This is a genomic window from Streptomyces violaceus (genome assembly GCF_036014075.1).
Taxonomy (GTDB): domain Bacteria; phylum Actinomycetota; class Actinomycetes; order Streptomycetales; family Streptomycetaceae; genus Streptomyces; species Streptomyces violaceus.
On sequence record NZ_CP107911.1, the window covers coordinates 6,767,554 to 6,791,324 of the forward strand.

The window sequence follows — 23,771 nt, forward strand, 5'->3', positions numbered from 1 at the left end:
GGAAAGGTAGCAGCGCATGGAGCTGGACGGGAAGGTCGCCGTCGTCACGGGCGGCACCCGGGGCGTCGGTGCCGGCATCGCGCGTGCCCTGGTACGGGCGGGTGCCCAGGTCGTGGTCTGCGCGCGCCGGGCCCCGGAAGTACCGCGGCCCGGGACCGAGTTCGTGCCGCTGGACGTCCGTGACCCCGAGGCGGTCCACCGCGTCTTCGCCGACCTGCCCCGGATGGACGTCCTGGTCAACAACGCGGGCGGCGCACCGCACCGGCTGCTCACCGCGGCCGACGCCGAGCGGCACGCGCGCGTGGTGGAGCTCAACCTGGTGGCTCCCCTGACCGTGTCCCTCGCCGCGTACGACCACCTGCGGCGCGCCAAGGGCTCGATCGTCATGATCGGCAGTGTCAGCGGGGGCCGCCCCTCGCCCGGCACCGCCGCCTACGGTGCCGCCAAGGCGGGCCTGGAGAGCCTCGCCCGCTCGATGGCCGTGGAGTGGGCGCCCGACATCCGGGTCAACACCCTCGTCGTGGGCATGGTCCGCACCGAACTGTCCCACCTCCACTACGGCGACCGGGACGGCATCGCCGCCGTCTCCCGCACCGTCCCGCTCGGCCGTCTCGCCGAGCCGTCCGACATCGGCGCGGCCGCGGTGTTCCTCGCCTCCGACGCGGCCGCCTACATCAGCGGGGCGAGCCTGCTCGTCCACGGGGGCGGGGAGCGCCCCGCCTTCCTGGACTCCGCGACCGCGAACAAGGAGCTGTGAGATGAGCGCACTCTGCGACGGACGGGTCGTCGTCGTCACCGGCGCCGGGCGGGGGCTCGGCCGCGCGCACGCCCTCGCGTTCGCCGCCGAAGGCGCGCGGCTCGTCGTCAACGACCTCGGCGTCGGCCTCGACGGCACCCCCGGAGCCGACGGCGCACCCGGCCCCGGCAGCCCGGCCGCCCGGGTCGCCGAGGAGATCCGCGCGGCGGGCGGCGAGGCGGTGCCGCACGGCGGCGACATCGCCACGACCGAGGGCGCCGCCTCGCTGATCCGGACGGCCCTGGAGGCCTACGGCCGGCTCGACACGCTCGTCAACAACGCGGGCTTCCTGCGCGACCGGATGCTGGTCAACCTCGACGAGGACGACTTCGACGCCGTCGTACGCGTCCACCTCAAGGGCCACTTCCTGCCCCTGCGGCACGCGGCCGCGCACTGGCGGGCCGAGGCCAAGGCGGGCCGCCGGCCCGAGGCCCGCATCGTCAACACCAGCAGCGGCGCCGGCCTGCTGGGCTCCGTCGGACAGGGCAACTACAGCGCCGCGAAGGCCGGGATCGTCGCCCTGACGCTGGTCGCCGCGGCCGAACTGCACCGCTACGGCGTCCAGGTCAACGCGATCGCCCCCGCCGCCCGGACCCGGATGACGGAGCGCACCTTCGCCGACACCATGGCGGCACCCGACGCGGGCTTCGACACGATGGCCCCGGAGAACGTCTCCCCCCTGGTCGTCTGGCTGGGCTCGGCGGCGAGCGCGGGGGTGACGGGCCGGGTCTTCGAGGCGGAGGGCGGCCGGATCACGGTGATGGAGGGGTGGAGGCCGGGGCCGACCGCGGACAAGGGCGGGCGATGGGAGCCGGCGGAGGCGGGGGAGGCGGCACGGAAGCTGCTGGCGGAGGCCGGGGCGCCAGGGGCCGTCTACGGGGCCTAGGGGACGCGAGAGCGCCTCTTGCTCGGGTGCTTCGGGCCTGGCGAGAGTTCCTCTTGCCCAACCGATTCGGGCGGCGGGAGCATAGGTAGGGGGTCTGGGGGGCGGAGCCCCCCAGCACACACCCCCCGCGCAAACCTACGTGTCGCACTCCAACACGCTCCTGCACAACGCACACCGCGCCCGAACCCGCCCCCGCACCGGCACCCTGATCCGCTGATGACAGGTCGGACAGGGAAAAGAAACCCGCAACCGACCGCCCCCGTCGGGAGTGAACGCGTACCGCACGCCCGACTGCGGCCCGGAAGACGCATGCCGCCGGTCCCGGGCGTACCGCCGCCGCCCCGCCCACCCCGCCGCGGTCAGCGGCGGCTGCTGCTCATCGCGCCGGGCCAGCTCCATCCCCTTCACATACGCCGTGTACGCCTGAGCACTGGTGAACCACACCGACGGATCCTCCCCGAAGACCAGCGCCCGCTTGGCCAGCACGTACCCGAACTCCTCCGGCGTCAGATAGCCCAGCTTCTGCGACGACGCCCCGTCCTCCCGGAACGCGTCCAGCAGCAGCCAGCCCGCCCCCAGGTACGTCGTCGCCGTGTCCGTCAGGATCTCGTTGTCCCGGACGCCGGGGAAGGACAGGTCCAGGCGGTGCAGGTACACATGCATCACCTCGTGGGCGAGGGCCGCCCCGATGTCCCGCCGATGCGTACGGAACCGGTCGTTCAGCTCCACGAAGTACTCCGGCCCGGCCGCGAGCTCGACGTTCGCCGCGTGCCGCATCTCCCGGAAGCTCACGATCATCCGGGCGTCCGGAAGCCGGTAGTGCCGCACCAGCTCGTGCGCCACCCGCTGCGCCCCCAGATGCAGGTCGTCGGTGTCGCAGAACGCCACATCGGCGGGGACCACGCTGGTCGCGAACGTCTGGATCGTGTCGTACGACAGACGCCTGTACAACGCCGTGATGGCGGCCCGCACCGTCTCCAGATGCGGGTAGCCGTGCTCGACCGGCCCGTCGTTCGCCACGCCTCACCCCCAAGACGCCCCTGAACCCGGTTCCACTGTACGAAAGTGTGACGGCCTCGGGGCCGCGCCACCGCCGCGAAAACCGGTCGTCCCGCCCGGGCCCCGCTGGCAGAATCCGCGCCGTGACCAGCGAACAGCGCACCGTCGCCGCGCTCCGGGTGGGCGGCCAGGACGACGACCTCGAAACGCGGCTCGACGAGGAGCTCACCGCCTTCAACACCGCCGCCGCCGACGGCGCCACCACCGAGCCCCTCTCCGTCCGCGTCACCGACGCGACAGGCGCCCTGATCGGCGGACTCACCGCCTGGACCTGGGGCACCCTGTGCTCCGTCGACATGCTCTGGGTGCGGGAGGACCAGCGGCACGCCGGCTGGGGCAGCCGGCTGATGCGCGCGGCGGAGACCGAGGCGATCCGGCGCGGCTGCACCGACATGATCGTCTCCACGTACAGCTTCCAGGCGCCCGGCTTCTACCCACGGCTCGGCTACCGGGAAAGGGCCCGTATCCAGGGCGTGCCCGGCGGACACGAGGACGTCCACTTCCACAAGCGGCTCAGCGCGGCCGAGGTGTGAGACGACGTGCGGCAGCCCGGCCCCCTCCCCGTAGGCTGACGCCCCATGACCACCAGCAACACCGGCACCGGTGACGTGGACGCCGCCGTCCGCGAGGAGCTCTCACGGCTGCGCGACAGCATCGACAACATCGACGCGGCCGTCGTCCACATGCTCGCCGAGCGCTTCAAGTGCACCCAGCAGGTCGGCCACCTCAAGGCCAGGCACCAGCTGCCGCCCGCCGACCCGGCCCGCGAGTCCCGCCAGATCGCCCGGCTGCGCACGCTCGCCGAGAACGCCAAACTGGACCCGGCCTTCGCCGAGAAGTTCCTGAACTTCATCGTCGGCGAGGTCATCCGCCACCACGAGCGCATCGCCGACGAGACACTCAACGGCTCCGCGCCCGGCGGCAACTGACCTCCGACGACCGCCCTCCAGGGGAGTGACACGGCGGCCCGCGCGGGGCATGCTGCGCTGTGCACAGCATGTCAGCTGACGAGCACTGCGCGTCAGTGTCCCGGACTTACTCTGGTCCTCCACGAGGGAGGGGCGTCGGGCCATGCCGTCGGATACCAGGATCCTCATCGTCGACGACCACGAGGACACGCTGTACGCACTGGAGAGCGCCCTGGCCCCGCTGGGCTACCTGCTCGGCCGGGCCACCAGCGGCGACGAGGCGCTCAAGCAGGTGCTCCGCGGCCAGGTGGGCCTGCTGCTGCTCGACGTGCGCATGCCCGGCGTCAGCGGCCTCGAAGTGGTGCGCTACATGCGGCGCGTCGAACAGACCCAGTCCATCCCCGTGGTCCTGCTCACCGGCTTCGGCGCCGACCACGAACTGACCACCGCCGCCTTCCGGCTGGGCGTCGCCGACCTCGTCATGAAGCCCGTGGACCCCTGGATCCTGCGCACCAAGGTCCGCTACCTCTACGACGCCCAGCAGCGGCACCTCGCCCTGGAGCGGGAAGTGCGCCGGCTGCGCGCCCTCGTACGGGAGCACACCGAAGCCGTCGCGCACCCCACGCGCCCCGCCCTGCCACATCCCGACGCGCGCGTACCGACCCAGCGACCCATGGGGGCGCACGCCGGGGAGCTAGAAAAAGACCGCACCTAGACCGGACATTGGGCACGTACCGATCCGCCTCTGTGCGTTGCCAGTGCCATCAGGCAGCATGTCACGCATGTCCGTACTGACGCGCGACGAAGCGCAGACCCGAGCAGAGCTCCTCGACGTGCACCGCTACACGATCGAACTCGACCTGACCACCGGCGACGAGACCTTCGACTCCCGCACCCTGATCAGGTTCAGCGCCCGCACCGACGGAGACAGCTTCGTCGAGGTCAGGCCGGACGAGCTGCGCTCCGTCACCCTCGACGGACACCCCCTGGACCCGGAAGCCCTGGACGGCAACCGGCTCCCCCTGAAGAACCTCACCGCCGGCGAGCACGAGCTGCGCGTGCACGCGCACATGCGCTACTCCCGCACCGGCGAGGGCATGCACCGCTTCACCGACCCCACCGACGGCGAGACGTACGTCTACACCCAGCTGTTCATGGACGACGTCCAGCGCGTCTTCGCCGCCTTCGACCAGCCCGACCTCAAGGCCGTCTTCGAGCTGTCCGTCCAGGCCCCCGAGGGCTGGACCGTCCTCGCCAACGGCATCACCCAACAGGCCGAAGGCGTATGGAAGGCGGCACCCACACCGCTGATCCCCACCTACCTCGTCGCCGTCGCCGCCGGCCCCTGGCACTCCGTGCGCACCGAGCACCGCGGCCTGCCCTTCGGCCTCCACTGCCGCCGCTCCCTCGCCCCCCACCTGGACGCTGACGCCGAAGAACTCTTCGACATCACGCACGCGTGCTACGACCGCTACCACGAGAAGTTCGACGAGCCCTACCCCTTCGACTCCTACGACCAGGCCTTCGTCCCCGAGTTCAACGCGGGCGCCATGGAGAACCCCGGCCTGGTCACCTTCCGCGACGAGTTCGTCTACCGCTCCGCCGTCACCGACACCGAGCGGCAGACCCGCGCCATGGTCATCGCCCACGAGATGGCCCACATGTGGTTCGGCGACCTCGTCACCCTCAAGTGGTGGGACGACATCTGGCTGAACGAGTCCTTCGCCGAGTACATGGGCTACCAGACCCTCACCGAAGCCACCCGCTTCCATGACACCTGGACCGACTTCGGGGTCACCCGCAAGTCCTGGGGCTACGACGCCGACCAGCGCCCCTCCACCCACCCCGTCGCCCCCGAGGCCGTCGACGACACCGCCTCCGCGCTGCTCAACTTCGACGGCATCTCCTACGCCAAGGGCGCGAGCGTACTGCGGCAACTGGTCGCCTGGCTCGGCGACAAGGACTTCCTCGCCGGCATCAACACCCACTTCGCCCGGCACAAGTTCGCCAACGCCACCCTCGCCGACTTCATCGACTCCCTCGCCGGCGCCACCGAACGCGACGTCCACGCCTGGGCCGACGCCTGGCTGCGCACCACCGGCGTCGACACCCTCACCCCCCAGGTCGCCCCCGGCGAGAACGGCACCTGCGCCCTCACCGTCGACCACGCCGGCAGCCGCCCCCACCACATCGCCGTCGGCCTGTACGACCGGGACCTCGGCGACGACGGCGGGCACCTCGTCCTGCGCGAACGCCTCCACCTGGACCTGCCGCGGAACGGCGCCCACCCCATCGGCAAGCGCCCGGCCCTGCTCCTCCTCAACGACGGCGACCTGACCTACGCCAAGGTCCGCTTCGACCCCGAGTCCTTCGAGACCATCCGCAAGGAGCTGTCCGGCCTGCCCGAACCGCTCACCCGCGCGGTCGTCTGGAACGCCCTGCGCGACGCCGTCCGCGACGGCGAACTGGCGCCCGCCGCCTACCTGGAGACCGCCCGGGCCCATCTCCCGCTCGAGACGGACCTCGCCGTCGTCCAGGGCGTACTCGCCTTCGCGTCCAGGTACATCGCCGACCACTACCTCACCCCCGAGGAGCGGCCCGCCGCGCTCGCCACCCTCTCCGACCTGTGCCGCGACCTCATCCGCCGCACCGAGGACGGCGACAACCCCGGCCTGCGCCTGATCGCCGTACGCCACCGCATCGACGTCGCCGCACACCCCGACACCATCGCCGCCTGGCTCGCCGACGGAACCGTCCCCGGCGGCCCGGAGCTCGACCCCGAACTGCGCTGGCGCGTCCTCGCCCGGCTCGCCGTCCTCGGCGCCACCGACGAGGCGGCCATCGCCGCCGAACTGGAACGCGACCCGAGCGCCACCGGCCAGGAGGGCGCCGCACGCTGCCGGGCCGCGCTGCCTGACCCGGACGCCAAGGCCCGCGCCTGGCAGGCGATGTTCGGCTCCGACGACCTGTCCAACTACCTCTTCACCGCCACCGCCCGGGGCTTCTGGCAGCCCGAACAGGCCGACCTGGTACGCACGTACGTGCCGCGCTACTACGCCGACGCGGTCGACGTCGCCGCCCGACGCGGCCCCGCCATCGCCGACGCCGCGGGCCACTGGGCCTTCCCCGCCCACGCCGTCGACGCGGAGAACCTCCGCCTGGGCGAGCAGTGCCTGCGCGACGCCGGACCGATCCCGGCGCTGCGCCGCAAGCTCGTCGACCAACTGGACGACCTGGCAAGGGCGTTGCGGGTGCGGCAGGGCAAGGAGATCTAGGACCGGCGACGTAGGGCGCGGGCGGGGCGGCTGGTCCCTTTCGCCGATGCGGCGGGCCGGCCGCCTTTCCTAGCCTCAGGCAGGCAAGGACGATCAAGCCCGAGGAGCCCTTCGTGATCGCAGTGACCGGTCCCACCGGAAACGTCGGCCGTGCCCTGGTCGAACGCCTCGTCGCCGCCGGGCGGCCCGTGCGGGCGCTCACCCGCGACCCGCGACGCGCCCGCCTGCCCGCCGGCGCCGAGGCGGTACGACTCAGCCTCGACGAGCCGGCCACCCTGTTCGAGGGCGCGACCAAGCTGTTCCTGTACGCTCAGGCAGGCGGCGACCACACACCCCGCCTCCTGGCGGCGGCCCGTGCCGCCGGAGTACGTCACGTAATCCTGCTGTCCTCCGGGATCATCGACTCCGGCGCCGACGAGAACCACCCCATCCACGTCATGCACGCCACCGCCGAGCGGGACGTCCGCGACAGCGGCCTGACATGGACCTTCCTGCGTCCCAACGCGTTCGCCGCCAACGCCTTCCAGTGGGCCCCGCAGATCCGCACCGGCGACACCGTCCGCGGTGTCTTCGCCGAAGGACAGACCGCCCCGATCCACGAGGACGACATCGCCGCCGTCGCCGAACGCGCCCTCTTCGACGACGGCCACGACGGCGCCGCCCACCGCCTCACCGGACCGGAGGCCATCACCAACGCCGGGCAGGTCGCGGCGATCGGCCGGGCCCTCGGCCGCGAGCTGCGCTTCACCGAGCTGTCACCCGACGAGGCAGGACCCGAACTCTTCCCGCACATCCAGCCGCACATGCTCCCCGCCCTGCTGAAGACGTTCGCCGCTTCGGTCGGCACACCCCCGGAAATCACCGACACGGTACGGGAGACCACCGGCCGTCCGGCCCGCCCCTTCGCGGCCTGGGCCCAGGACCACACGGACGACTTCAAGGGCTGAGGCGGGGCCCGGACCCCCACAGGATTCCCCGCACGGAAGTACCTCCACCCGGGTCCGGTCGTTGGGCATTCCGGGGCGCGTCGCCCCGCGCCCCGGAGGAACGCCCATGAGCACGCCGCCCCTCGCCTCAGGTCCCGAAGCCCCGCACGCCCTGCGGCCCCTGCTCGACACCGTGCTCGAAGCACTGGACTCCGGCGCCCGGGCGCGCGGCGGGCCACTGCCGGCGGGTGGGCCGGAGACGGTCGCGGCGCGCGTACGGGAGGCGGTGGGGGAGGTCCTCCCCGACCAGGGAGACCAGCACGCCCTGCGCTCCCTGGTCCACGCGTTCGCCGAGGGCGCCGCCGACCCGGCACACCCCCTGTGCGCCGCCCACCTCCACTGCCCGCCCCTGGCCATCGCCACAGCCGCCGACCTCGCCGCCTCCGCCCTCAACCCCTCCCTGGACTCCTGGGACCAGGCACCGGCGGCGTCGGAACTGGAGATGCTGGTAGCGGGGGCGCTGGCCAGGGAGATCTACGGTGACGGGCAGCGTGCTGCGACCGAAACCCCCGACTCCCTCATCACCACCGGCGGCACCGAGTCCAACCAGCTCGCCCTCCTCCTCGCCCGCGAGGTGTACGGAGGGTCCGTGCGGCTCGTGTGCGGAGCCAACGCCCACCACTCGCTCGCGCGGGCCGCCTGGCTGCTCGGGCTGCCCGAACCCGCCGTCGTACCCGCCCCGGCCGGCACACTCGATCCCACCGCGCTCGACGAGACCCTCACCCGCCTGCCCGGCCCGCTCCTCGTCGCCGCCACCGCCGGCACCACCGACGCCGGCCTCATCGACCCGCTGCCCGAGATCGCCGCCCGCTGCGCGGCCCACGGCGCCCGGCTGCACATCGACGCCGCCTACGGCGGAGGCCTCCTGTTCAGCACCCGGCACCGCGCCGAGCTCACCGGGCTCGACGCCGCCGACACCGTCACCCTCGACCTGCACAAACTCGGCTGGCAGCCGATCGCCGCAGGCCTCCTCGCCGTCAAGGACCCCCGCGACCTCACCACCCTGCGGCAGCGCGCCGACTACCTCAACGCCGCCGACGACACCGAAGCCGGCCTCCCGGACCTGCTCGGCCGGTCCCTGCGCACCACCCGCCGCCCCGACGTCCTCAAGCTCGCCGTCACCCTCAAGACCCTCGGCCGCAGCGGCCTCGGCACGCTCGTCGACCAGGTCTGCGCCCGGGCCCGGGAGTTCGCCGCCCTCGTCCACGACCACCCCGGCTTCGCACTCCACGCCCCACCCGTCATCAGCACCGTGCTGTTCCGGCCCGCGGGCGCCACCGACGACACCGTGGCCGCGGTACGCCGCGCGCTCCTCACCGACGGCCGTGCCGTCCTCGGCCGAACCCGCCTCGACGGCCGGCTCTGGCTCAAGGCCACCCTCCTCAACCCCGCCACCGGGCCCGACGACCTGGCCGCCCTGCTGCACCTCGTGGCAGCGCGCCGAGCCACACTCGTGGAAGGACACACCCCCCGATGAACCCCACGCCCACCCCCGAACCCACCCCGACAACCCACCCCCACCACGAGCCCGACGCACCCCGCGACCTCGTCGGCATCGGCATCGGCCCCGCCAACCTCTCCCTCGCAGCCCTCGCCCACCCGCTCGGCGACCTCGACACCGCCTTCTACGAACAGCGCCCCGCCTTCGGCTGGCACTCCGGCCTCCTCATCGAGGGCGCGACCATCCAGGTCCCCTTCCTCGCCGACCTGGTCAGCCTCGCCGACCCCACCAGCCCCTGGACCTTCCTCAACTACCTCAGGTCCCGCGAGCGGCTCTTCCCCTTCTACTTCGCCGAGCGCTTCCACATCCAGCGCGCCGAGTACGACGCCTACTGCCGCTGGGTCGGCGAGAACCTCCCGGACCTCCACGTCGGCCACCAGGTCGACGCCGTCCGCTGGAACCCCGAACGCGACCTCTTCGAGGTCGACTTCACCCAGCTCGACACCGACGGAGAAGCCGAGGCCCTCGGCCGCACCTACACCCGCAACGTCGTCCTCGGCATCGGCACCGAGCCCCACATCCCCGAACCCCTCAAGCCCCTCGCCCAGGCACCCGGCGTCCCGGTCGTGCACTCCGCCGACTACCTCGACCACCGCGCCGCCCTCCAGGCCGCCGAACACGTCACGGTCGTCGGCATCGGACAGTCCGGCGCCGAGATCTTCCTCGACCTGCTGCGCAACAGACCGGCCGGCCAGGAGAAACTGCACTGGCTGGGCCGCACGGAGGCCTTCGCACCCATGGAGTACTCCAAGCTCGGCCTGGAACACTTCACCCCCGACCACACCCGCTACTTCCACGCCCTGCCCGAGACCACCCGCGACCGGCTCGTCGCCGGCCAGTGGCAACTGCACAAGGGCATCGACGCCACCACCATCGCCGCCATCCACGACGAGCTCTACCGGCGCACCCTGCACGGCGGCTGGCCCGACGCCGTCCTCACCCCCGGCGTCCACGTCCGCACCGCGGGCCGCGTCGCCACGACCAAAGTGGAACTGCACCTGGAGCACGGCCGGCAGGACAGCCGCTCCCGACTCACCACCGACGCCGTCGTCCTCGCCACCGGCTACCGCGAACGCCCCCTCGACCGCGTCCTCGCCGGCCTCGACCCCTACCTGCGCCGCGACAGCCAGGAGCGCCCGCGCATCGACGAGGACTACCGCCTCGTCCTCGACCCGTCCGTCACCGGCACGGTGTACGTCCAGAACGCCGAGACCCACACCCACGGCGTCGGCGCCCCCGACCTCGGCCTCGCCGCCTGGCGCAGCGCGATCATCCTCAACTCCCTGACGGGCAGGGAGGCATACGCCCTCCCGAGCCGCACCGCCTTCACCACCTTCGGCCTCACACAGCGGCAGCAGGTCCCGCCGGCCCGTGAGGCACCGGCGCTGACCCCACTCGTGGACCGAAGGTGACGCGGCCCCCGGGAACGAACAGCACTCAGAAGACGGGCGTGCCGTTCCGCGTGAGCTTCCAGTCCACCACCGCGAACTCGGCCGGGTCGACGGCCCCCTTCGCCTTCACCCAGGCGATCATGGTGTTGCGGATCTCGTCCGAGTTCGACCACAACAGCCGCGAGGCAGCGACATGCGGGAAGTTCCCGCCGCCGTTGGCCCGGTAGTTGTTCACCGCGAACACGAACTTCGCGTCGTCCGCGAGCGGCTGCCCCTCGAACCGCACATTCGTCACCCGCGAACCGGCCGGCTTCGCGATGTCGATCTCATAGGCCAGCCCGCTCACCACGTCGTAGTTGTAGTCCGGCGTGCCGTTCGCGTTCGTCAGCTTCGCCGGATCCACCTGCGCGCCCGGCGCCGTCTGCACGAAGTAGTTCGCCGAGAACTCCAGATACGCCTTCATCTGCGCACCCGTCATCAGACGCGCCTCCAGCGTGTTCTCGAAGACGTACAGACCCGCCACGTCCCGGATCGTCACCTCGCCCGCCGGGATCCGGGCACTGCGCGAGAAGCACGCCGCCTGCGACAGCACCGGCAGCGACGCGTGCTCCGTGCCCGCCAGCGCCTGCCTCACCGTGTCCGCCTGAATGTGGTTGATCAGGTCGATGATCGGCACGTCCTTGTACGGCGCCTCGGCCGACGTCATCTCCGCCGCGTTCGTGCCGATGACCTGGTTGACGTACGCCACGACCTTCTCGTGCTCGTCGACGAGCAGCTTCGTGATCTTCGGATCCTCCTCCACCGTGTTGGAGTTGAGGACCTTCGCGCCCACCTTCTCGACCTTCCAGCAGCCCTTCGCCCAGACCAGCTCGAAGTCGAACAGCGTCAGCCGCTGCCCCCACTTCAGCGGCTCGGACAGCACAACCTGCTTACCGGTCTTCTTGTTGGTGACGAAGTACTCGGCGATCTCCGTGTGCGCGTGCCCCACCAGGATCGCGTCGATCCCCGGCACCTGCTCCGCCACCAGACCCGCCGCGTTCTCGATGTACGGCAGCTGGTCACCGTAGGACGACGTCCCCGACGAACCGCTGTGCGCCGACACGATGACGACGTCCGCACCCATCGACCGCAGCCTCGGCACCCACTTCGCCGCCTGCTCCTCCAGACCAGGGAACGTCATCTTCCCCTGCACGTTCGCCTTGTCCCAGATTGCGATCCCCGGGTTGGTCAGACCCAGCACCGCCACCTTCACATCCCGCCCGAACGGCGTGCGCAGCCGGTGCATGCTGTACGGCGCGAAAGCCGGCCGCAGCGTCTTGGCATCCAGCGCGTTCGCGCCCAGCAGCGGAAAACGGCACTGCTGCTCGAACTTCCGCAGCACCGGAATGCCGTAGTTGAACTCGTGGTTGCCGAGCGCCGCCGCGTCGTAGTCCATCGCGTTCATCGCCTGCGCCATCGGATGCACCGGGCCGCCCTCGGCGGTGATCGGGTCGACCTTGGCGTAGTAGTACGACAGCTGCGTGCCCTGGATCGTGTCGCCCGCGTCGATGAGCAGCGTATTGCGGCGGCCCTTCTCCTCACGGACCCGGTTCACCAGGGTGGAGATCTTCGCCAGACCGATGTCGTTGTGGTCCTTGTCGTCGAACTCCTTGTCCGTGAAGTAGTCCCAGTTGAAGACGTTGCCATGCAGGTCCGTCGTCCCCATCACGGTGAACGCGTACCGCTTCACGCCCCGCTTCGCCTCACCCCGCCCCTCGGCCGCCTGAGCACCCGGCGCCGTGACCGCACCGGCCAGCGCCACCCCCGCCCCGGTCACAGCGGACTTCCCCAGGAACTTCCGGCGGTTCAACGGCATGTCTGGCTCCCCTTGCGGAATCTGTGAACGACGCGCGTAGATAACGCGCGTAGATTCTGACCCGTTCATGACCGACCGCAACAGCCCCGGCAGGTTGCGATCTGATGACTCAGCCCGCCAACTCCACGCCTCCAGCCAGCCAACACATGACAGAGTGGGGCGTATGACCGCGCCCACCGGAGACGCCACCCAGCCCGCAGTCCCCTACGGCACACCCGACGCCCCCCGCATCGCCGTCCGCGGCGAAGCCCGCCTCGAAGTCGACCCCGAGATCGCCCGCATCGGCATCACCGTCGCAGCCCGCGGCCGCGACCGCCGCAGCGCCCTCGACGACCTCACCCGCCGCAACGCAGGCGTCCTCGACCTGGTCAAGACCTACGGCGACGCCGTCGAACGCCTGGAGACCGGCGCCTTCTCCATCACGCCCGAACTCACCAAACACGGTCGCGGCGAACGCATCCGCACCTACCACGGCCGCGTCCACGTCACCGCCGAACTCACCGACTTCACCGCCCTCGGCGAACTCACCACCCGCCTCGCCGACCTCGAACTCACCCGCGTCGACGGCCCCTGGTGGGCCCTGCGCCCCGACTCACCCGCCCACCGCGAGGCCAGGAAGAAGGCCGTACGAGAAGCCGTCCAACGCGCCCGCGAGTACGCCGAAGCACTCGACACCACCCTCTCCGCCCTCGTCGAACTCGCCGACATCGGCGCCGAGAACACCACGCCGCCCCACCCCCAGGCCCCCGGCCGCATGCGCTCCGCGGCCTACGGCGCCGCCGAGGACACCACGGCGGCCCCCCTCGACCTCGAACCCCAACGCCAACGGGTCCACGCCCAGATCAACGCCCGCTTCACGATGGTGCCGCCACGGCTCTAGCCGGCCTTTCCGCAGGGCGATTTCGAAAGCGCGACCGAGACCTCTCAATGCTCATCGGAGCACCCCGCCGCACAATTAAACACTTGGCCACAGCGCTTCATTCAAAGTCTGTTGAGTAGACACTCACGACCAATTCTCTACCGGTCGGTAACTCATAGGCTCACCCTTATGCGCCGAGCAAAGATCGTCTGCACACTGGGCCCCGCCACCGACTCGTACGACCAGATCAAAGACCTGGTCGACGCCGGAATGGACGTCGCCCGATTCAACCTCAGCCACGGCAGCCACGCCGAGCACGAGGAGCGCTACCACCGGGTACGGAAGGCCGCCGACGAAACCGGCCGCAGCGTCGGCATCCTCGCCGACCTTCAAGGCCCGAAAATCCGGCTCGGCCACTTCACCGAAGGCCCCGTACTCCTCGAACGCGGCGACACCTTCACCATCACCGTCGAAGAAGGCATCGAAGGCGACCGCAACACCTGCGGAACCACCTACGCCGGCCTCGCCACCGACGTCACCCCCGGCGAACGCATCCTCGTCGACGACGGCAAAGTCTGCCTCGAGGTCACCGACATCGACGGCCCCCGCGTCCACACCACGGTCATCGAGGGCGGCGTCATCTCCGACCACAAAGGCCTCAACCTCCCAGGCGTCGCCGTCTCCGTCCCCGCCCTCTCCAAAAAGGACGAGGACGACCTCCGCTGGGCCCTGCGCACCGGCGCCGACGTCATCGCCCTCTCCTTCGTCCGCACCGGCCGCGACATCCAGGACGTCCACCGCATCATGGACGAGGAAAACCGCCGCCTCCCCGTCATCGCCAAGATCGAAAAACCCCAGGCCGTCGAGAACATCGAAGAAATCGTCGCGGCATTCGACGCCATCATGATCGCGCGCGGAGACCTCGGCGTCGAAATGCCACTCGAACAGGTACCCATCGTCCAAAAGCGCGCGATCAAACTGGCCAAGCGCAACGCCAAACCCGTCATCGTCGCCACCCAAATGCTCGACTCGATGATCGACAACGCCCGCCCCACACGCGCGGAAGCCTCCGACGTCGCCAACGCCGTCATCGACGGCACCGACGCCGTGATGCTGTCCGGCGAGACAAGCGTCGGCAAACACGCGATCGAAACGGTCCACACGATGGCCCGCATCGTCGAAGCGGCGGAGGAAGACATCCTGGCGAAAGGCCTCCCACCGCTCACCGAACACAACAAACCCCGAACCCAGAGCGGAGCGGTCGCCCGAGCCGCAGCCGAAATGGGCGACTTCCTCGGCGCCCGCTTCCTGGTCGCCTTCACCCAATCCGGCGACACCGCCCGCCGCCTCTCCCGCTACCGCTCGCCCATCCCCCTCCTGGCCTTCACCCCCGACCAGGCGACGCGCTCCCAGCTCAGCCTGACGTGGGGTGTCGAGACGTTCCTCGGCCCGTACGCGGACTCCACTGACGCGATGGTCGACCAGGTCGACGAACTGCTCCTGAAGTACGGCCGCTGCCGGAAGGGCGACACGGTCGTCATCACAGCAGGCTCCCCTCCCGGAGTCTCCGGCTCGACGAACCTGGTCCGCGTCCACCACATCGGCGAGGACGACAGCCCGAAGTAGGGCGTCAGTACTTGGGGCCTACGTGGGTGTCCATGAGGGCTACGGAGGCCTTGCGGGCGACAGAGATGTTGAACGGGTTGCCGTTGCGGGTGCAGTGCGTCCACTCGACGCCGAGCTTGTCCAGGGTGTCGGTGTAGAGCCGCCGGATGTCATCGGACACGTTGGTGAAGAAGTACCGGGGATACTCGTAGCGCTTGCGCTCACCGGCGACCAGGCGGGTCGTCCAGTTGGTGACGCGGCAGCCGTCGGAGTGGATGAGCCCGCGGATGAACTGCCAGGGGTGGGCGTCGACGATTTCCTGCTGCCAGGGTTCGAGGACGATCCGGCGCTCATGCTTCTTGCCGGGGCCGTGCTGAGGGAACATGCAGGTCCAGTGCTTCGTGTACGACTTCACCTCGACACAGCCGGGCTTGTAGCGCTGCTTGACGCTGGGCAATGGCATCACCTTGCGCATGGCGTCTTCGGCGGCAGAGATCAGGCCGGTCTGCATGGCATTGCAGAAGACGGACAGGTGGTGCTGCTTGCGCTTCGAGATGATGTGGCCGTCGCCGAGGTAGAGCCCGAGCAGGTAGGCGTATGCGACCTGGTCGAACTCGCGGCCTGTGCACCGGGGGCAGTCGGTCGGTTGCTCGTAGGTCTCGCCGCGCGCTCTGCGGTCTTCGCTACGCCACCAGCCGACAGTGCCTCGCGGGACGTTTAGGCGCTCCGCGACTGTGCGGTTCGGTACGCCCTGGCGCATCAGTGCGACGGCTTGAGCTCGAATCGAAGGGCTGTGCTGCTCCATGGGGTAACTCTGCGCCACTGATCGTGACTGCGTGCAGCAAAAAGCGGAGGACCACGCGAACGTGATCCTCCGCTTTTGATGTTGTGCCCGGTGTGGGATTCGAACCCACATGCCCAAAGGGCACGGCATTTTGAGTGCCGCGAGTCTGACCAGTTCCTCCAACCGGGCAGGTCTGGGGACCGACCAGCAGTGTACCGGTTCACCCCGTGCCCTTGCTGCTAGGTACGCTCTGGGGAGCAGACCGGCCTGCCCCGTACCAAGGAGCCCACGTGAGCGCCCCCGAGTCGCCCCAGCCTGTTGACGTGCCCGATGACGACAAGTCGCACGTGCCTCCGCTGACGACCCGTGTCGTCATCGCCGAGGACGAGGCCCTGATCCGGCTCGATCTCAAGGAGATGCTGGAGGAGGAGGGGTACACCGTCGTCGGTGAGGCCGGGGACGGTGAGCAGGCCGTGGAGCTGGCTCGTGAGCACCGCCCGGACCTGGTGATCCTGGACGTGAAGATGCCGAAGATGGACGGTATCTCCGCGGCCGAGAAGATCGCCGAGGAGAGTATCGCTCCGGTGCTGATGCTGACCGCGTTCTCGCAGCGCGACCTCGTGGAGCGGGCCCGGGACGCCGGTGCCATGGCCTACCTGGTGAAGCCGTTCAGCAAGAGCGATGTCGTGCCGGCGATCGAGATGGCCGTGTCGCGCTTCACGGAGCTGAAGGAGCTGGAGAAGGAGGTCGCGGACCTCACGCTGCGGCTGGAGACGCGCAAGCTGGTGGACCGGGCGAAGTCGATCCTGCAGACGGAGTACGGGCTGACGGAGCCGAACGCGTTCCGGTGGATCCAGAAGACGTCGATGGACCGGCGGATGTCGATGCAGCAGGTGGCGGAGGCGGTCATCGAGGACGCCGAGGAGAAGAAGGCCAACAAGGGCTGATCACGATCATCCGACACGAACGAGGCCCGCGTCCCCTCCGGGGGAAGCGGGCCTCTTCGTGTGTCCGGCCTTCGTCAGTCCTCGCCGAGGTACGCCTTGCGGACGGACTCGTCGTGCAGCAGGTCCTGGCCGGTGCCGGAGAGGACGATGTTGCCGACCTCCATGACGTGGCCGTGGTCGGCCAGGGAGAGGGCGGCCTGGGCGTTCTGTTCCACGAGGAGGATCGTCGTGCCCTGGGACTTGAGTTCCGAGATCGTTGCCATGATCTTCTGCATCATGATCGGGGAGAGGCCCATGGAGGGCTCGTCGAGCATGAGGAGCTTGGGCTGGGACATCAGGGCGCGGCCCATGGCGAGCATCTGCTGCTCACCGCCCGACAGGGTTCCGGCCGCCTGCTTGCGGCGTTCGCCCAGGATGGGGAAGAGGTCGTAGGCGCGCTGGATGTCCTTTTCGATGCCTTCCTTGTCCTTGCGGAGGAAGGCGCCGAGCTGGAGGTTCTCCGCGATGGTGAGGCGGGGGAAGATGTGCCGGCCTTCGGGGGAGTGGGCGAGGCCGAGGGCGACGATCTTGTGGGCGGCGACGCCGGTGAGTGGCTTGCCGTCGAAGGAGATCTTGCCTGATGTCGGCTTCAGCAGTCCCGAGAGGGTGCGCAGGGTCGTGGTCTTGCCGGCGCCGTTGGTGCCGATGAGGGTGACGACCTGGCCGGCTTCGACGCTGAAGGAGATGCCTTTGACGGCTTCGATCTTGCCGTAGGAGACCCGGAGGTCTTCGACCTCGAGGAGTGCGGTCACTTGGCTTCTCCCTTGGTGCTGCTGGTGGTGCTGGGTGCCGCCTCCGCGGCGGCTTCGGCGGCTTCGACCTCCGCGGCTTCGGCTTCGCCGGGGTCGCCTTCGAAGGGTTCGCCGAGGTAGGCGGCGATGACGCGTTCGTCGGCCTGGACGACCTCGGAGGTGCCCTCGACGAGTTTTTCGCCCTGGACGAGGACGGCGACGCGGTCGGACAGGTTGAAGACGAAGCGCATGTCGTGCTCGATGAGGAGGACGGCGACGCCCTTGTCGCGGATGGCGAAGACCAGTTCCTCGGTGGCTCGCGTCTCCTGGGGGTTCATGCCGGCCGTCGGCTCGTCCAGGAGCAGCAGTCCGGGTTCGCTGGCCAGCGCCCGCGCGATCTCCAGTTTGCGCTGTTCGCCGTACGGCAGATTCCGCGCCAGGTGGTCGCGCTTGTGGGAGAGGCCGATGAACTCCAGGAGTTCCATGGCCCGTTCCTCGCTGTCTCGCTCCGCCTTCTTGAAGCCGGGGCCGCGCAGCAGGGCCGACCACAGGCCCTCCTTCGTCCGCGTGTGGCGGCCGACGAGGACGTTTTCCAGGACAGTCATGTTGGCGAACAGGCGGATGTTCTGGAAGGTGCGGGCGATGCCGGCCTGCGTTACCAGGTGGGGCTTGGGCGGCAGGACCGTGCCCTTGTAGGAGACGGTGCCCTCGGTGGGGACGTACAGGCCGGTCAGGCAGTTGAAGAAGGTGGTCTTGCCGGCGCCGTTGGGGCCGATGAGTCCGACGATCTCGCCGGCGTTGACGGTGAAGTCGACGGAGCGTACGGCGGTGAGTCCGCCGAAGCGCATCGTGACGTCGCGTGCTTCGAGTACAGGTGTCGTCATGATTCTTACGCCCCCGCCTTGGTGACGGCCGGTTCGTCGGTCAGCGTGGTCTGTTTGGGTACGTCGAGTTGGCCGGTCTCGTGGAATTCGAGCTGGCGCCGGCGGTTGGCGATGATGCCTTCGGGGCGGAAGCGCATCAGCAGGATGAGCGCGATACCGAAGGCGAGGAGCGACTTGTCCTGGAGGAAGACCAGCTTCTCGGGCAGCAGGTAGAGCAGGGCCGCGCCGAGGAGGGGGCCCGCGACCGTGCCCATGCCGCCGAGGACGACCGCGGCCAGGAGGAACGCGGAGTTCGGGGGCGTGGAGCCGGCGAACTGGTACGGCGTGGGGACCACGCTGTAGGTGACGTGCGCGCTGACGGTGCCGGCGAGGCCGGCCAGGGCGGCGCCGAGGGCGAAGGCGACGAGCTTGACGCGGAAGCCGTTGATGCCCATGGCGGTCGCGGCGGTCTCGTCCTCGCGGATGGCGATCCAGGAGCGGCCGATACGGGAGTCGGCGGCGCGCGTGTAGACCAGGACCACGATGGCCATGATCAGCACCATGAGCAGGTAGTAGTTGGCGAACCGGCCGAGGGTGAATCCGCCGATGTCGTGGGCCTGGCCGAAGTTGAACCCGAGGAGGTTCAGGTCGGGGATGTTGGCGATGCCGTTCGGGCCGTTGGTGACGTCGGGTCCGGAGTCGCCGTCCATGTTGTTGACGGCGATGCGGAAGATCTCACCGAAGCCGAGGGTGACGATGGCGAGGTAGTCGCCGCGCAGCCGCAGGGTCGGGGCGCCGATGAGGACGCCGAAGACCAGGGAGGCGGCGGCGCCGGCCAGGGCGGAGGCCCAGAACGGCAGGTGGACGCCGGAGATGGTGGAGAACTCGGAGCCGGAGACGAGGGCGGCGGTGTAGGCGCCGACGCCGAGGAAGGCGACGTATCCGAGGTCGAGGAGGCCGGCGAGGCCGACGACGATGTTCAGGCCGAGGGCGACGGTCCCGAAGATCAGGATGTTGACGCCGATGTTGGCGTAGTGGTCGTCGGTCTGGGTGAAGGGGAAGGCGATGGCCGCGGCGAAGCCCATGGCGAGGGTGAAGCTGCGGTTGCCGGCCACGAGCGCCGAGAACCGGTCCATGAGGCCGGCGGTGTGCACGGCCCACATGGCGAATGTGACCACGAAGAGGTAGCCGATGAACAGTTCGCCGTATTCGGTGTCGATGCCGTAGGTGAAGACACCGAGACCGATCACGGTGACCACGGTGATCAGGGCCCGCTGGACCCAGGGCGCGGTGGCCTGGGGGGCGGGGATGTGGTCGGGTTTGGCGATATAGGCCTTGAGGGCTTCCTTGGTGCCGTCGGTGCCGGTCTTCTCCTGGGGGAGGGCGAAGGCGCCGAGGAGGGGCAGGAGGGAGGCGATGGCCGCGATCCAGCCGCCGGGTTCGAGGTTGACGACGCCGCCGAGTTCGGCACTGATGGCGATGACGGTGAACCAGGTGACGGTGAAGCCGCCGAGGGCGGTGAGGACGAGCGGTGCGTTGTTACGGGCGGGCAGCAGCCAGCCGAGTCCGCGCGGTCCGTAGGAGGCGAGGGCGAACAGGGCGGTGAGGACGCCGGCGGTGAAGGTGAGCCATTGCAGGCCGCCGGGGTAGCCGTAGAAGGTGAGGGCGCCGGGGAACTCGTTGGTCCAGGTCCAGGCGAGGAACGCGGAGGCCGCGGTGGCGATGCCGCCGGCGAGGAGCAGGGCGCGGGCGGCTGCGGCGGGCAGCGGTATGAGGCCGCGCGGTGCGGGCGGGGCGGGGACGGCGTCCGGGGCGGGGTTTTTGGTCGTCTCGGTCATGTGATCACGCCCTGTCCGCGACGCGCTCGCCGAGCAGGCCTTGTGGCCTGAAGAGGAGCACGAGGATGAGGAGGCAGAAGGCCCACACGTTGGCCCAGCTCTGTCCGCCGAGCTGGTTCATGCCGGGGATCTCGTCGATGTAGGCCGAGGCGAGGGTTTCGGCGATGCCGAGGACGACGCCGCCGAGCATGGCGCCGTAGATGTTGCCGATGCCGCCGAGGACGGCCGCGGTGAAGGCCTTGAGGCCCATCAGGAAGCCCATGCGGTAGTCGACGTTGCCGTACTTGAGTCCGTAGGCGACGGCTGCGACGGCGGCGAAGAAGCCGCCGATGGCGAAGGCGATGACGATGATGCGGTTGGTGTCGATGCCCATGAGCTGCGCGGTGTCGGGGTCCTGCGCGGTGGCTTGCATGGCGCGGCCGGTGCGGCTGCGGCGTACGAAGAAGGCGAGGGCGGCCATGCAGAGGACGGCGGCCAGGATGAGGAAGATGTCGGCGTCCTTGATGGTGACGGAGCCGATGTCGTGGGTGGCGTCGAGGCCGGGGAAGGCGCGGGCGCGGTCGGCGCCGGGGTAGAAGTTGCGGACGACCTCCTGGAGGGCCAGGGAGAGGCCGATGGCGGTGATGAGCGGTGCCAGTCGTGGTGCTCCGCGCAGTGGCCGGTAGGCGAACCGTTCCGCTCCGACGGCGATGAGGATGGCCACGAGGGCGCCGCCGAGAAGCATCAGGGGTACGGCGAGGGCCATCGAGGTGCCGTCGGGGAGTATGTAGAAGTAGACCGTGAGGGCGCCGAACGCTCCGGTCATGAAGATCTCGCCGTGCGCGAAGTTGATGAGCTGGACGATGCCGTACACCATCGTGTAGCCGATGGCTATCAGCCCGTACATCGAGCCGAGAAGCAGCCCGTTGGCCAGCTGCTGCGGCAGGGTGTTCACCGCGTGGCCTCCATGTCGCTGGTGGTCGTGTGCACTGGATGCGTGCGTGGTCGCGTGCTGTGTGGGGGTGTGAAAACGGGCCGCGCGGTCGGGGTCCTCCTCCCGCGCGGCCCGTGGTGCGGCTAGTGGGGCCGGAACTACTGGAGGTCGTCGGGGGTGCCGGTCTCCACGGCCTTCCAGGCGCCCTTCTCGACCTGGTACACCGTCAGCTGCTTGTTGGTGGTGTCGCCGTACTGGTCGAAGGAGACCTTGCCGGTGAGGCCTTCGAAGTCGGACTTCTGGACACCGTCGACGACCTTGGAGCGCAGGTCGTTGATGTCGCTGGGCACCTTGCCGCCGTTGGCGTCGGCCGCGGCCTTGACGGCCTTGATGATGGCCGTGGTGGCGTCGTAGGCGTAGGCGCCGTAGGCGCCGTAGTCGCCCTTGTACCCCTTGTCCTTGTACGTCTGGATGAACTGCTTGGCCGCGGGCAGCGTGTCGGCGGGGACACCGATGGCGGTGACGAGGTCGCCCTCGGCGGACTTGCCGGCGGCCTCGATGTACGTGGAGGCGAACATGCCGTCGCCGCCGAACAGCGGGATCTTGACGCCGGCGTCCTTGAGCTGCTTGGTGATCAGCGCGGACTCGTCGTACTGGCCGCCGTAGTAGAGCAGGTCGGCACCGGAGTTCTTGATCTTCGTGACGAGGGAGCCGAAGTCCTTGTCGCCGGTGTTGACGTGGTCGGTGGCGACGACCTTGCCGCCGAGCTTCTTGAACTGGCCGTTGAAGATCTTCGCGAGGCCGGCGCCGTAGGTCTGCTTGTCGTCGACGACGAAGGCCTTCTTCTTCTTGAGGCCGTTGTACGCGTAGCCGGCCGCGAAGCTGCCCTGGAGTTCGTCGGTGGTGGCGGTACGGAAGTACGTCTTGAACGGACGCTTCTTGTCCGTCTGCCAGTTCTTGCCCTGGGTCAGCTCGGGGGCGGTGTTCGCCGGGGAGATCTGGACCATGTTGGCCGAGGCGAAGACCTGCTGCATGGTCTGGGCGACGCCGGAGTTCAGCGGGCCGACGGCGCCGACGGCGGTCTTGTCGCCGGTGAAGGTGGTGGCGTTGGACTGGCCGGTGGCGGGCTGCGCCTTGTCGTCCAGGGCCTTGAGCTTGAACTTCACGCCCGGGACCCAGTTGTTCTTGTTGGCGTCGTCGACGGCAATCTGGGCGCCGTACTGGATACCGAGGCCGGTGGTGGAGTTCTCACCGGACAGGGGGGCGTCGACGCCGATGGTCAGCGTGGTGCCGTCGCCGCTGTCTCCGCTCTTACCGCTGTCGTCTCGGGAGCCGCAGGCGGTGAGAGTCAGAGCTCCGGTCGTCAGAACGGAGGTAAGAATCACCAAGGAACGCTGTCGCACGATCAGTCCTTTCACAGGCAGGCCCGCCCTGTTCGGGGGGTGAGTGCCGCGCTGGTACCGAACTCCCGATGGAGCGGTGACTGGCCGTGACTCTAAGCCCGGTGTGGAGGCAGGGTCAGTGGCGTGGGACGGCTTGTGACTTTCTTGTTATGACGTGATGGATGCCCGGCTTCTCCGACGGACCATTTAGGCGGGTTTGGCCGACTTTCTCCGAAGTCCGCATTCTGAGAACCCGCACTTCCGGTTGGCCATGGCCGAGATCGTGCGGTTGACGTGGCGCAGGCGAGGAGGGCGGGATCGGAAAGGTCCCCGGGTCGGGCGCGGTCGAAGGGGAGGCCGCGGTGTTGTATTGCGCGCGCATTACGGAGCGTTACGTCAGGGAAGCGGCGGCCCGTGTCCAGGGGGCGTTCCGAACGATTGGGAACAGTTAATTTCACGGTGATGCCGTGGGTGGTGGCGGACGGCGCGGTGAGGGTGCGGCTCTCGGCGGTCGTCGCGAACCGGAAGCCGCCTGTTTTTCCAGAGGAGTTGAGGGGCCGGTGTGTCTACGCGCGGATGCCGCCGCTCGGGTGTTCCCTCGCGGCGGCGTCGGGCCGGAATGTGTCGTGCGGCCGGGTCAGCGTGCGGCGCGGATCAGTTCCTCGTCGCCCGGGTTCACGTCGCGCAGCATGCAGGTGAGCCGGGCCGTACACACCCTTTTGTCACTTTCGTCTGTGATGACGATTTCGTAGGTGGCGGTCGAGCGTCCCCGGTGCACGGGCGTGGCCACGCCGGTGACGAGGCCGGAGCGTGCCCCGCGGTGGTGGGTGCAGTTCAGGTCGACGCCCACGGCGATCTTGGAGCTGCCGCCGTGCAGCATGGATCCGACCGAGCCGAGCGTCTCGGCCAGCACGGCGGAGGCCCCGCCGTGGAGCAGTCCGTAGGGCTGGGTGTTGCCCTCCACCGGCATCGTCCCGACGACCCGGTCCGCCGACGCCTCGAGGATCTGGACGCCCATCCGGGTCCCGAGGTGACCCGCGGAGAACAGGGCCAGGAGGTCCACGCCGAGCGCGGCGTACTCGTCGATGACCTCTTGCGGGAACTTCACATGCTGCTGCTCACCCATGGGGCCGGGCTCCGTTCGTCCTGATCG

Annotated in this window: 21 protein-coding genes and 1 tRNA gene; 12 read left to right on the forward strand and 10 right to left on the reverse strand. The window is 69.6% G+C overall.

The window, feature by feature from the left end; genetic code table 11:
* Window positions 1-16: 16 nt before the first annotated feature.
* Window positions 17-757 carry an SDR family oxidoreductase gene (locus OG542_RS30405; RefSeq protein WP_328414946.1) on the forward strand — a complete coding sequence of 247 codons (741 nt, stop codon included), beginning with the start codon at window positions 17-19 and terminating at the stop codon, window positions 755-757.
* Window position 758: 1 nt separating this feature from the next.
* Window positions 759-1,682, forward strand: a complete 924-nt coding sequence (locus tag OG542_RS30410; RefSeq protein WP_328414948.1) for an SDR family oxidoreductase — start codon at window positions 759-761, stop codon at window positions 1,680-1,682.
* Window positions 1,683-1,817: 135 nt separating this feature from the next.
* On the opposite strand, the gene OG542_RS30415 is transcribed toward OG542_RS30410, so the two are convergent.
* Entirely contained in the window at window positions 1,818-2,702 is an 885-nt protein-coding gene (locus tag OG542_RS30415; RefSeq protein WP_261680769.1) for a hypothetical protein, read from the reverse strand.
* A gap of 122 nt (window positions 2,703-2,824) precedes the next feature.
* Here OG542_RS30415 and OG542_RS30420 point away from each other — a divergent pair, with 122 nt between their 5' ends.
* From OG542_RS30420 to OG542_RS30450, 7 genes are all read left to right on the forward strand, one after another.
* The gene (locus OG542_RS30420; RefSeq protein WP_328414950.1) at window positions 2,825-3,274 is read left to right on the forward strand and encodes a GNAT family N-acetyltransferase; all 450 of its coding nucleotides are present in this window, start codon (window positions 2,825-2,827) and stop codon (window positions 3,272-3,274) included.
* 45 nt (window positions 3,275-3,319) lie between these two features.
* Entirely contained in the window at window positions 3,320-3,670 is a 351-nt protein-coding gene (locus OG542_RS30425) for a chorismate mutase (RefSeq protein ID WP_328414952.1), read from the forward strand.
* Window positions 3,671-3,812: 142 nt separating this feature from the next.
* On the forward strand, window positions 3,813-4,364 hold the full coding sequence (locus OG542_RS30430; RefSeq protein ID WP_311125138.1) for a response regulator: 552 nt from the start codon (window positions 3,813-3,815) through the stop codon (window positions 4,362-4,364).
* 67 nt (window positions 4,365-4,431) lie between these two features.
* Window positions 4,432-6,924, forward strand: a complete 2,493-nt coding sequence (gene pepN, locus OG542_RS30435; RefSeq protein ID WP_328414954.1) for an aminopeptidase N — start codon at window positions 4,432-4,434, stop codon at window positions 6,922-6,924.
* A gap of 113 nt (window positions 6,925-7,037) precedes the next feature.
* Window positions 7,038-7,871 (forward strand): NAD(P)H-binding protein, encoded by an 834-nt coding sequence (locus tag OG542_RS30440; RefSeq protein ID WP_328414956.1) that lies wholly within the window; start codon window positions 7,038-7,040, stop codon window positions 7,869-7,871.
* Window positions 7,872-7,977: 106 nt separating this feature from the next.
* A complete protein-coding gene (locus OG542_RS30445) occupies window positions 7,978-9,387 on the forward strand; it encodes a pyridoxal phosphate-dependent decarboxylase family protein (protein WP_328414957.1) in 1,410 nt (469 codons plus the stop codon).
* The gene (locus OG542_RS30450) at window positions 9,384-10,823 is read left to right on the forward strand and encodes a lysine N(6)-hydroxylase/L-ornithine N(5)-oxygenase family protein (RefSeq protein ID WP_328414958.1); all 1,440 of its coding nucleotides are present in this window, start codon (window positions 9,384-9,386) and stop codon (window positions 10,821-10,823) included. The genes OG542_RS30445 and OG542_RS30450 overlap by 4 nt, the downstream gene beginning before the upstream one ends.
* Before the next feature lie 25 nt (window positions 10,824-10,848).
* Here OG542_RS30450 and OG542_RS30455 read toward each other — a convergent pair whose 3' ends face one another.
* Entirely contained in the window at window positions 10,849-12,657 is a 1,809-nt protein-coding gene (locus OG542_RS30455; RefSeq protein WP_328414959.1) for a bifunctional metallophosphatase/5'-nucleotidase, read from the reverse strand.
* A gap of 163 nt (window positions 12,658-12,820) precedes the next feature.
* Here OG542_RS30455 and OG542_RS30460 point away from each other — a divergent pair, with 163 nt between their 5' ends.
* Window positions 12,821-13,537: an SIMPL domain-containing protein gene (locus OG542_RS30460; RefSeq protein ID WP_328414961.1), complete on the forward strand. Its 717-nt coding sequence runs from the start codon at window positions 12,821-12,823 to the stop codon at window positions 13,535-13,537.
* A 168-nt stretch (window positions 13,538-13,705) separates the two neighbouring features.
* Entirely contained in the window at window positions 13,706-15,142 is a 1,437-nt protein-coding gene (gene pyk / locus OG542_RS30465; RefSeq protein ID WP_328414963.1) for a pyruvate kinase, read from the forward strand.
* Between the two features lie 4 nt (window positions 15,143-15,146).
* Here pyk and OG542_RS30470 read toward each other — a convergent pair whose 3' ends face one another.
* Complete coding sequence (locus OG542_RS30470) at window positions 15,147-15,926, reverse strand: helix-turn-helix domain-containing protein (RefSeq protein ID WP_328414965.1); 780 nt, start codon at window positions 15,924-15,926, stop codon at window positions 15,147-15,149.
* An 84-nt stretch (window positions 15,927-16,010) separates the two neighbouring features.
* A tRNA-Leu gene (locus tag OG542_RS30475) sits at window positions 16,011-16,094 on the reverse strand.
* A 101-nt stretch (window positions 16,095-16,195) separates the two neighbouring features.
* Between OG542_RS30475 and OG542_RS30480 the strand changes: the two genes are divergently transcribed.
* On the forward strand, window positions 16,196-16,852 hold the full coding sequence (locus OG542_RS30480; RefSeq protein WP_328337898.1) for an ANTAR domain-containing response regulator: 657 nt from the start codon (window positions 16,196-16,198) through the stop codon (window positions 16,850-16,852).
* Between the two features lie 74 nt (window positions 16,853-16,926).
* Here the strand turns inward: OG542_RS30480 and OG542_RS30485 are convergent, their stop codons facing one another.
* The 6 genes from OG542_RS30485 to OG542_RS30510 form a co-directional block, all read right to left on the reverse strand.
* A complete protein-coding gene (locus OG542_RS30485) occupies window positions 16,927-17,643 on the reverse strand; it encodes an ABC transporter ATP-binding protein (RefSeq protein ID WP_189728892.1) in 717 nt (238 codons plus the stop codon).
* Window positions 17,640-18,506 (reverse strand): ABC transporter ATP-binding protein, encoded by an 867-nt coding sequence (locus OG542_RS30490; RefSeq protein WP_311125129.1) that lies wholly within the window; start codon window positions 18,504-18,506, stop codon window positions 17,640-17,642. Before OG542_RS30490 ends, OG542_RS30485 begins: the two co-directional genes overlap by 4 nt.
* Before the next feature lie 5 nt (window positions 18,507-18,511).
* Window positions 18,512-20,323, reverse strand: coding sequence for a branched-chain amino acid ABC transporter permease (locus OG542_RS30495; RefSeq protein WP_328414970.1), 1,812 nt, complete (start codon window positions 20,321-20,323; stop codon window positions 18,512-18,514).
* Between the two features lie 4 nt (window positions 20,324-20,327).
* A complete protein-coding gene (locus OG542_RS30500) occupies window positions 20,328-21,257 on the reverse strand; it encodes a branched-chain amino acid ABC transporter permease (RefSeq protein WP_193480617.1) in 930 nt (309 codons plus the stop codon).
* Between the two features lie 137 nt (window positions 21,258-21,394).
* The gene (locus OG542_RS30505) at window positions 21,395-22,624 is read right to left on the reverse strand and encodes a branched-chain amino acid ABC transporter substrate-binding protein (protein ID WP_328418177.1); all 1,230 of its coding nucleotides are present in this window, start codon (window positions 22,622-22,624) and stop codon (window positions 21,395-21,397) included.
* Window positions 22,625-23,255: 631 nt separating this feature from the next.
* Window positions 23,256-23,744, reverse strand: coding sequence for a PaaI family thioesterase (locus OG542_RS30510; protein ID WP_189728884.1), 489 nt, complete (start codon window positions 23,742-23,744; stop codon window positions 23,256-23,258).
* Window positions 23,745-23,771 lie beyond the last annotated feature (27 nt).

What these genes read in the sequence shown, in the direction of transcription:
- OG542_RS30405 (WP_328414946.1), top strand. Translation starts at nt 17, where the DNA reads ATGGAGCTGGACGGGAAGGTCGCCGTCGTCACGGGCGGCACCCGGGGC.
- OG542_RS30410 (WP_328414948.1), top strand. Translation starts at nt 759, where the DNA reads ATGAGCGCACTCTGCGACGGACGGGTCGTCGTCGTCACCGGCGCCGGG.
- OG542_RS30425 (WP_328414952.1), top strand. Translation starts at nt 3,320, where the DNA reads ATGACCACCAGCAACACCGGCACCGGTGACGTGGACGCCGCCGTCCGC.
- OG542_RS30430 (WP_311125138.1), top strand. Translation starts at nt 3,813, where the DNA reads ATGCCGTCGGATACCAGGATCCTCATCGTCGACGACCACGAGGACACG.
- pepN (WP_328414954.1), top strand. Translation starts at nt 4,432, where the DNA reads ATGTCCGTACTGACGCGCGACGAAGCGCAGACCCGAGCAGAGCTCCTC.
- OG542_RS30445 (WP_328414957.1), top strand. Translation starts at nt 7,978, where the DNA reads ATGAGCACGCCGCCCCTCGCCTCAGGTCCCGAAGCCCCGCACGCCCTG.
- OG542_RS30450 (WP_328414958.1), top strand. Translation starts at nt 9,384, where the DNA reads ATGAACCCCACGCCCACCCCCGAACCCACCCCGACAACCCACCCCCAC.
- OG542_RS30455 (WP_328414959.1), bottom strand. Translation starts at nt 12,657, where the DNA reads ATGCCGTTGAACCGCCGGAAGTTCCTGGGGAAGTCCGCTGTGACCGGG.
- OG542_RS30460 (WP_328414961.1), top strand. Translation starts at nt 12,821, where the DNA reads ATGACCGCGCCCACCGGAGACGCCACCCAGCCCGCAGTCCCCTACGGC.
- pyk (WP_328414963.1), top strand. Translation starts at nt 13,706, where the DNA reads ATGCGCCGAGCAAAGATCGTCTGCACACTGGGCCCCGCCACCGACTCG.
- OG542_RS30470 (WP_328414965.1), bottom strand. Translation starts at nt 15,926, where the DNA reads ATGGAGCAGCACAGCCCTTCGATTCGAGCTCAAGCCGTCGCACTGATG.
- OG542_RS30490 (WP_311125129.1), bottom strand. Translation starts at nt 18,506, where the DNA reads ATGACGACACCTGTACTCGAAGCACGCGACGTCACGATGCGCTTCGGC.
- OG542_RS30495 (WP_328414970.1), bottom strand. Translation starts at nt 20,323, where the DNA reads ATGACCGAGACGACCAAAAACCCCGCCCCGGACGCCGTCCCCGCCCCG.
- OG542_RS30510 (WP_189728884.1), bottom strand. Translation starts at nt 23,744, where the DNA reads ATGGGTGAGCAGCAGCATGTGAAGTTCCCGCAAGAGGTCATCGACGAG.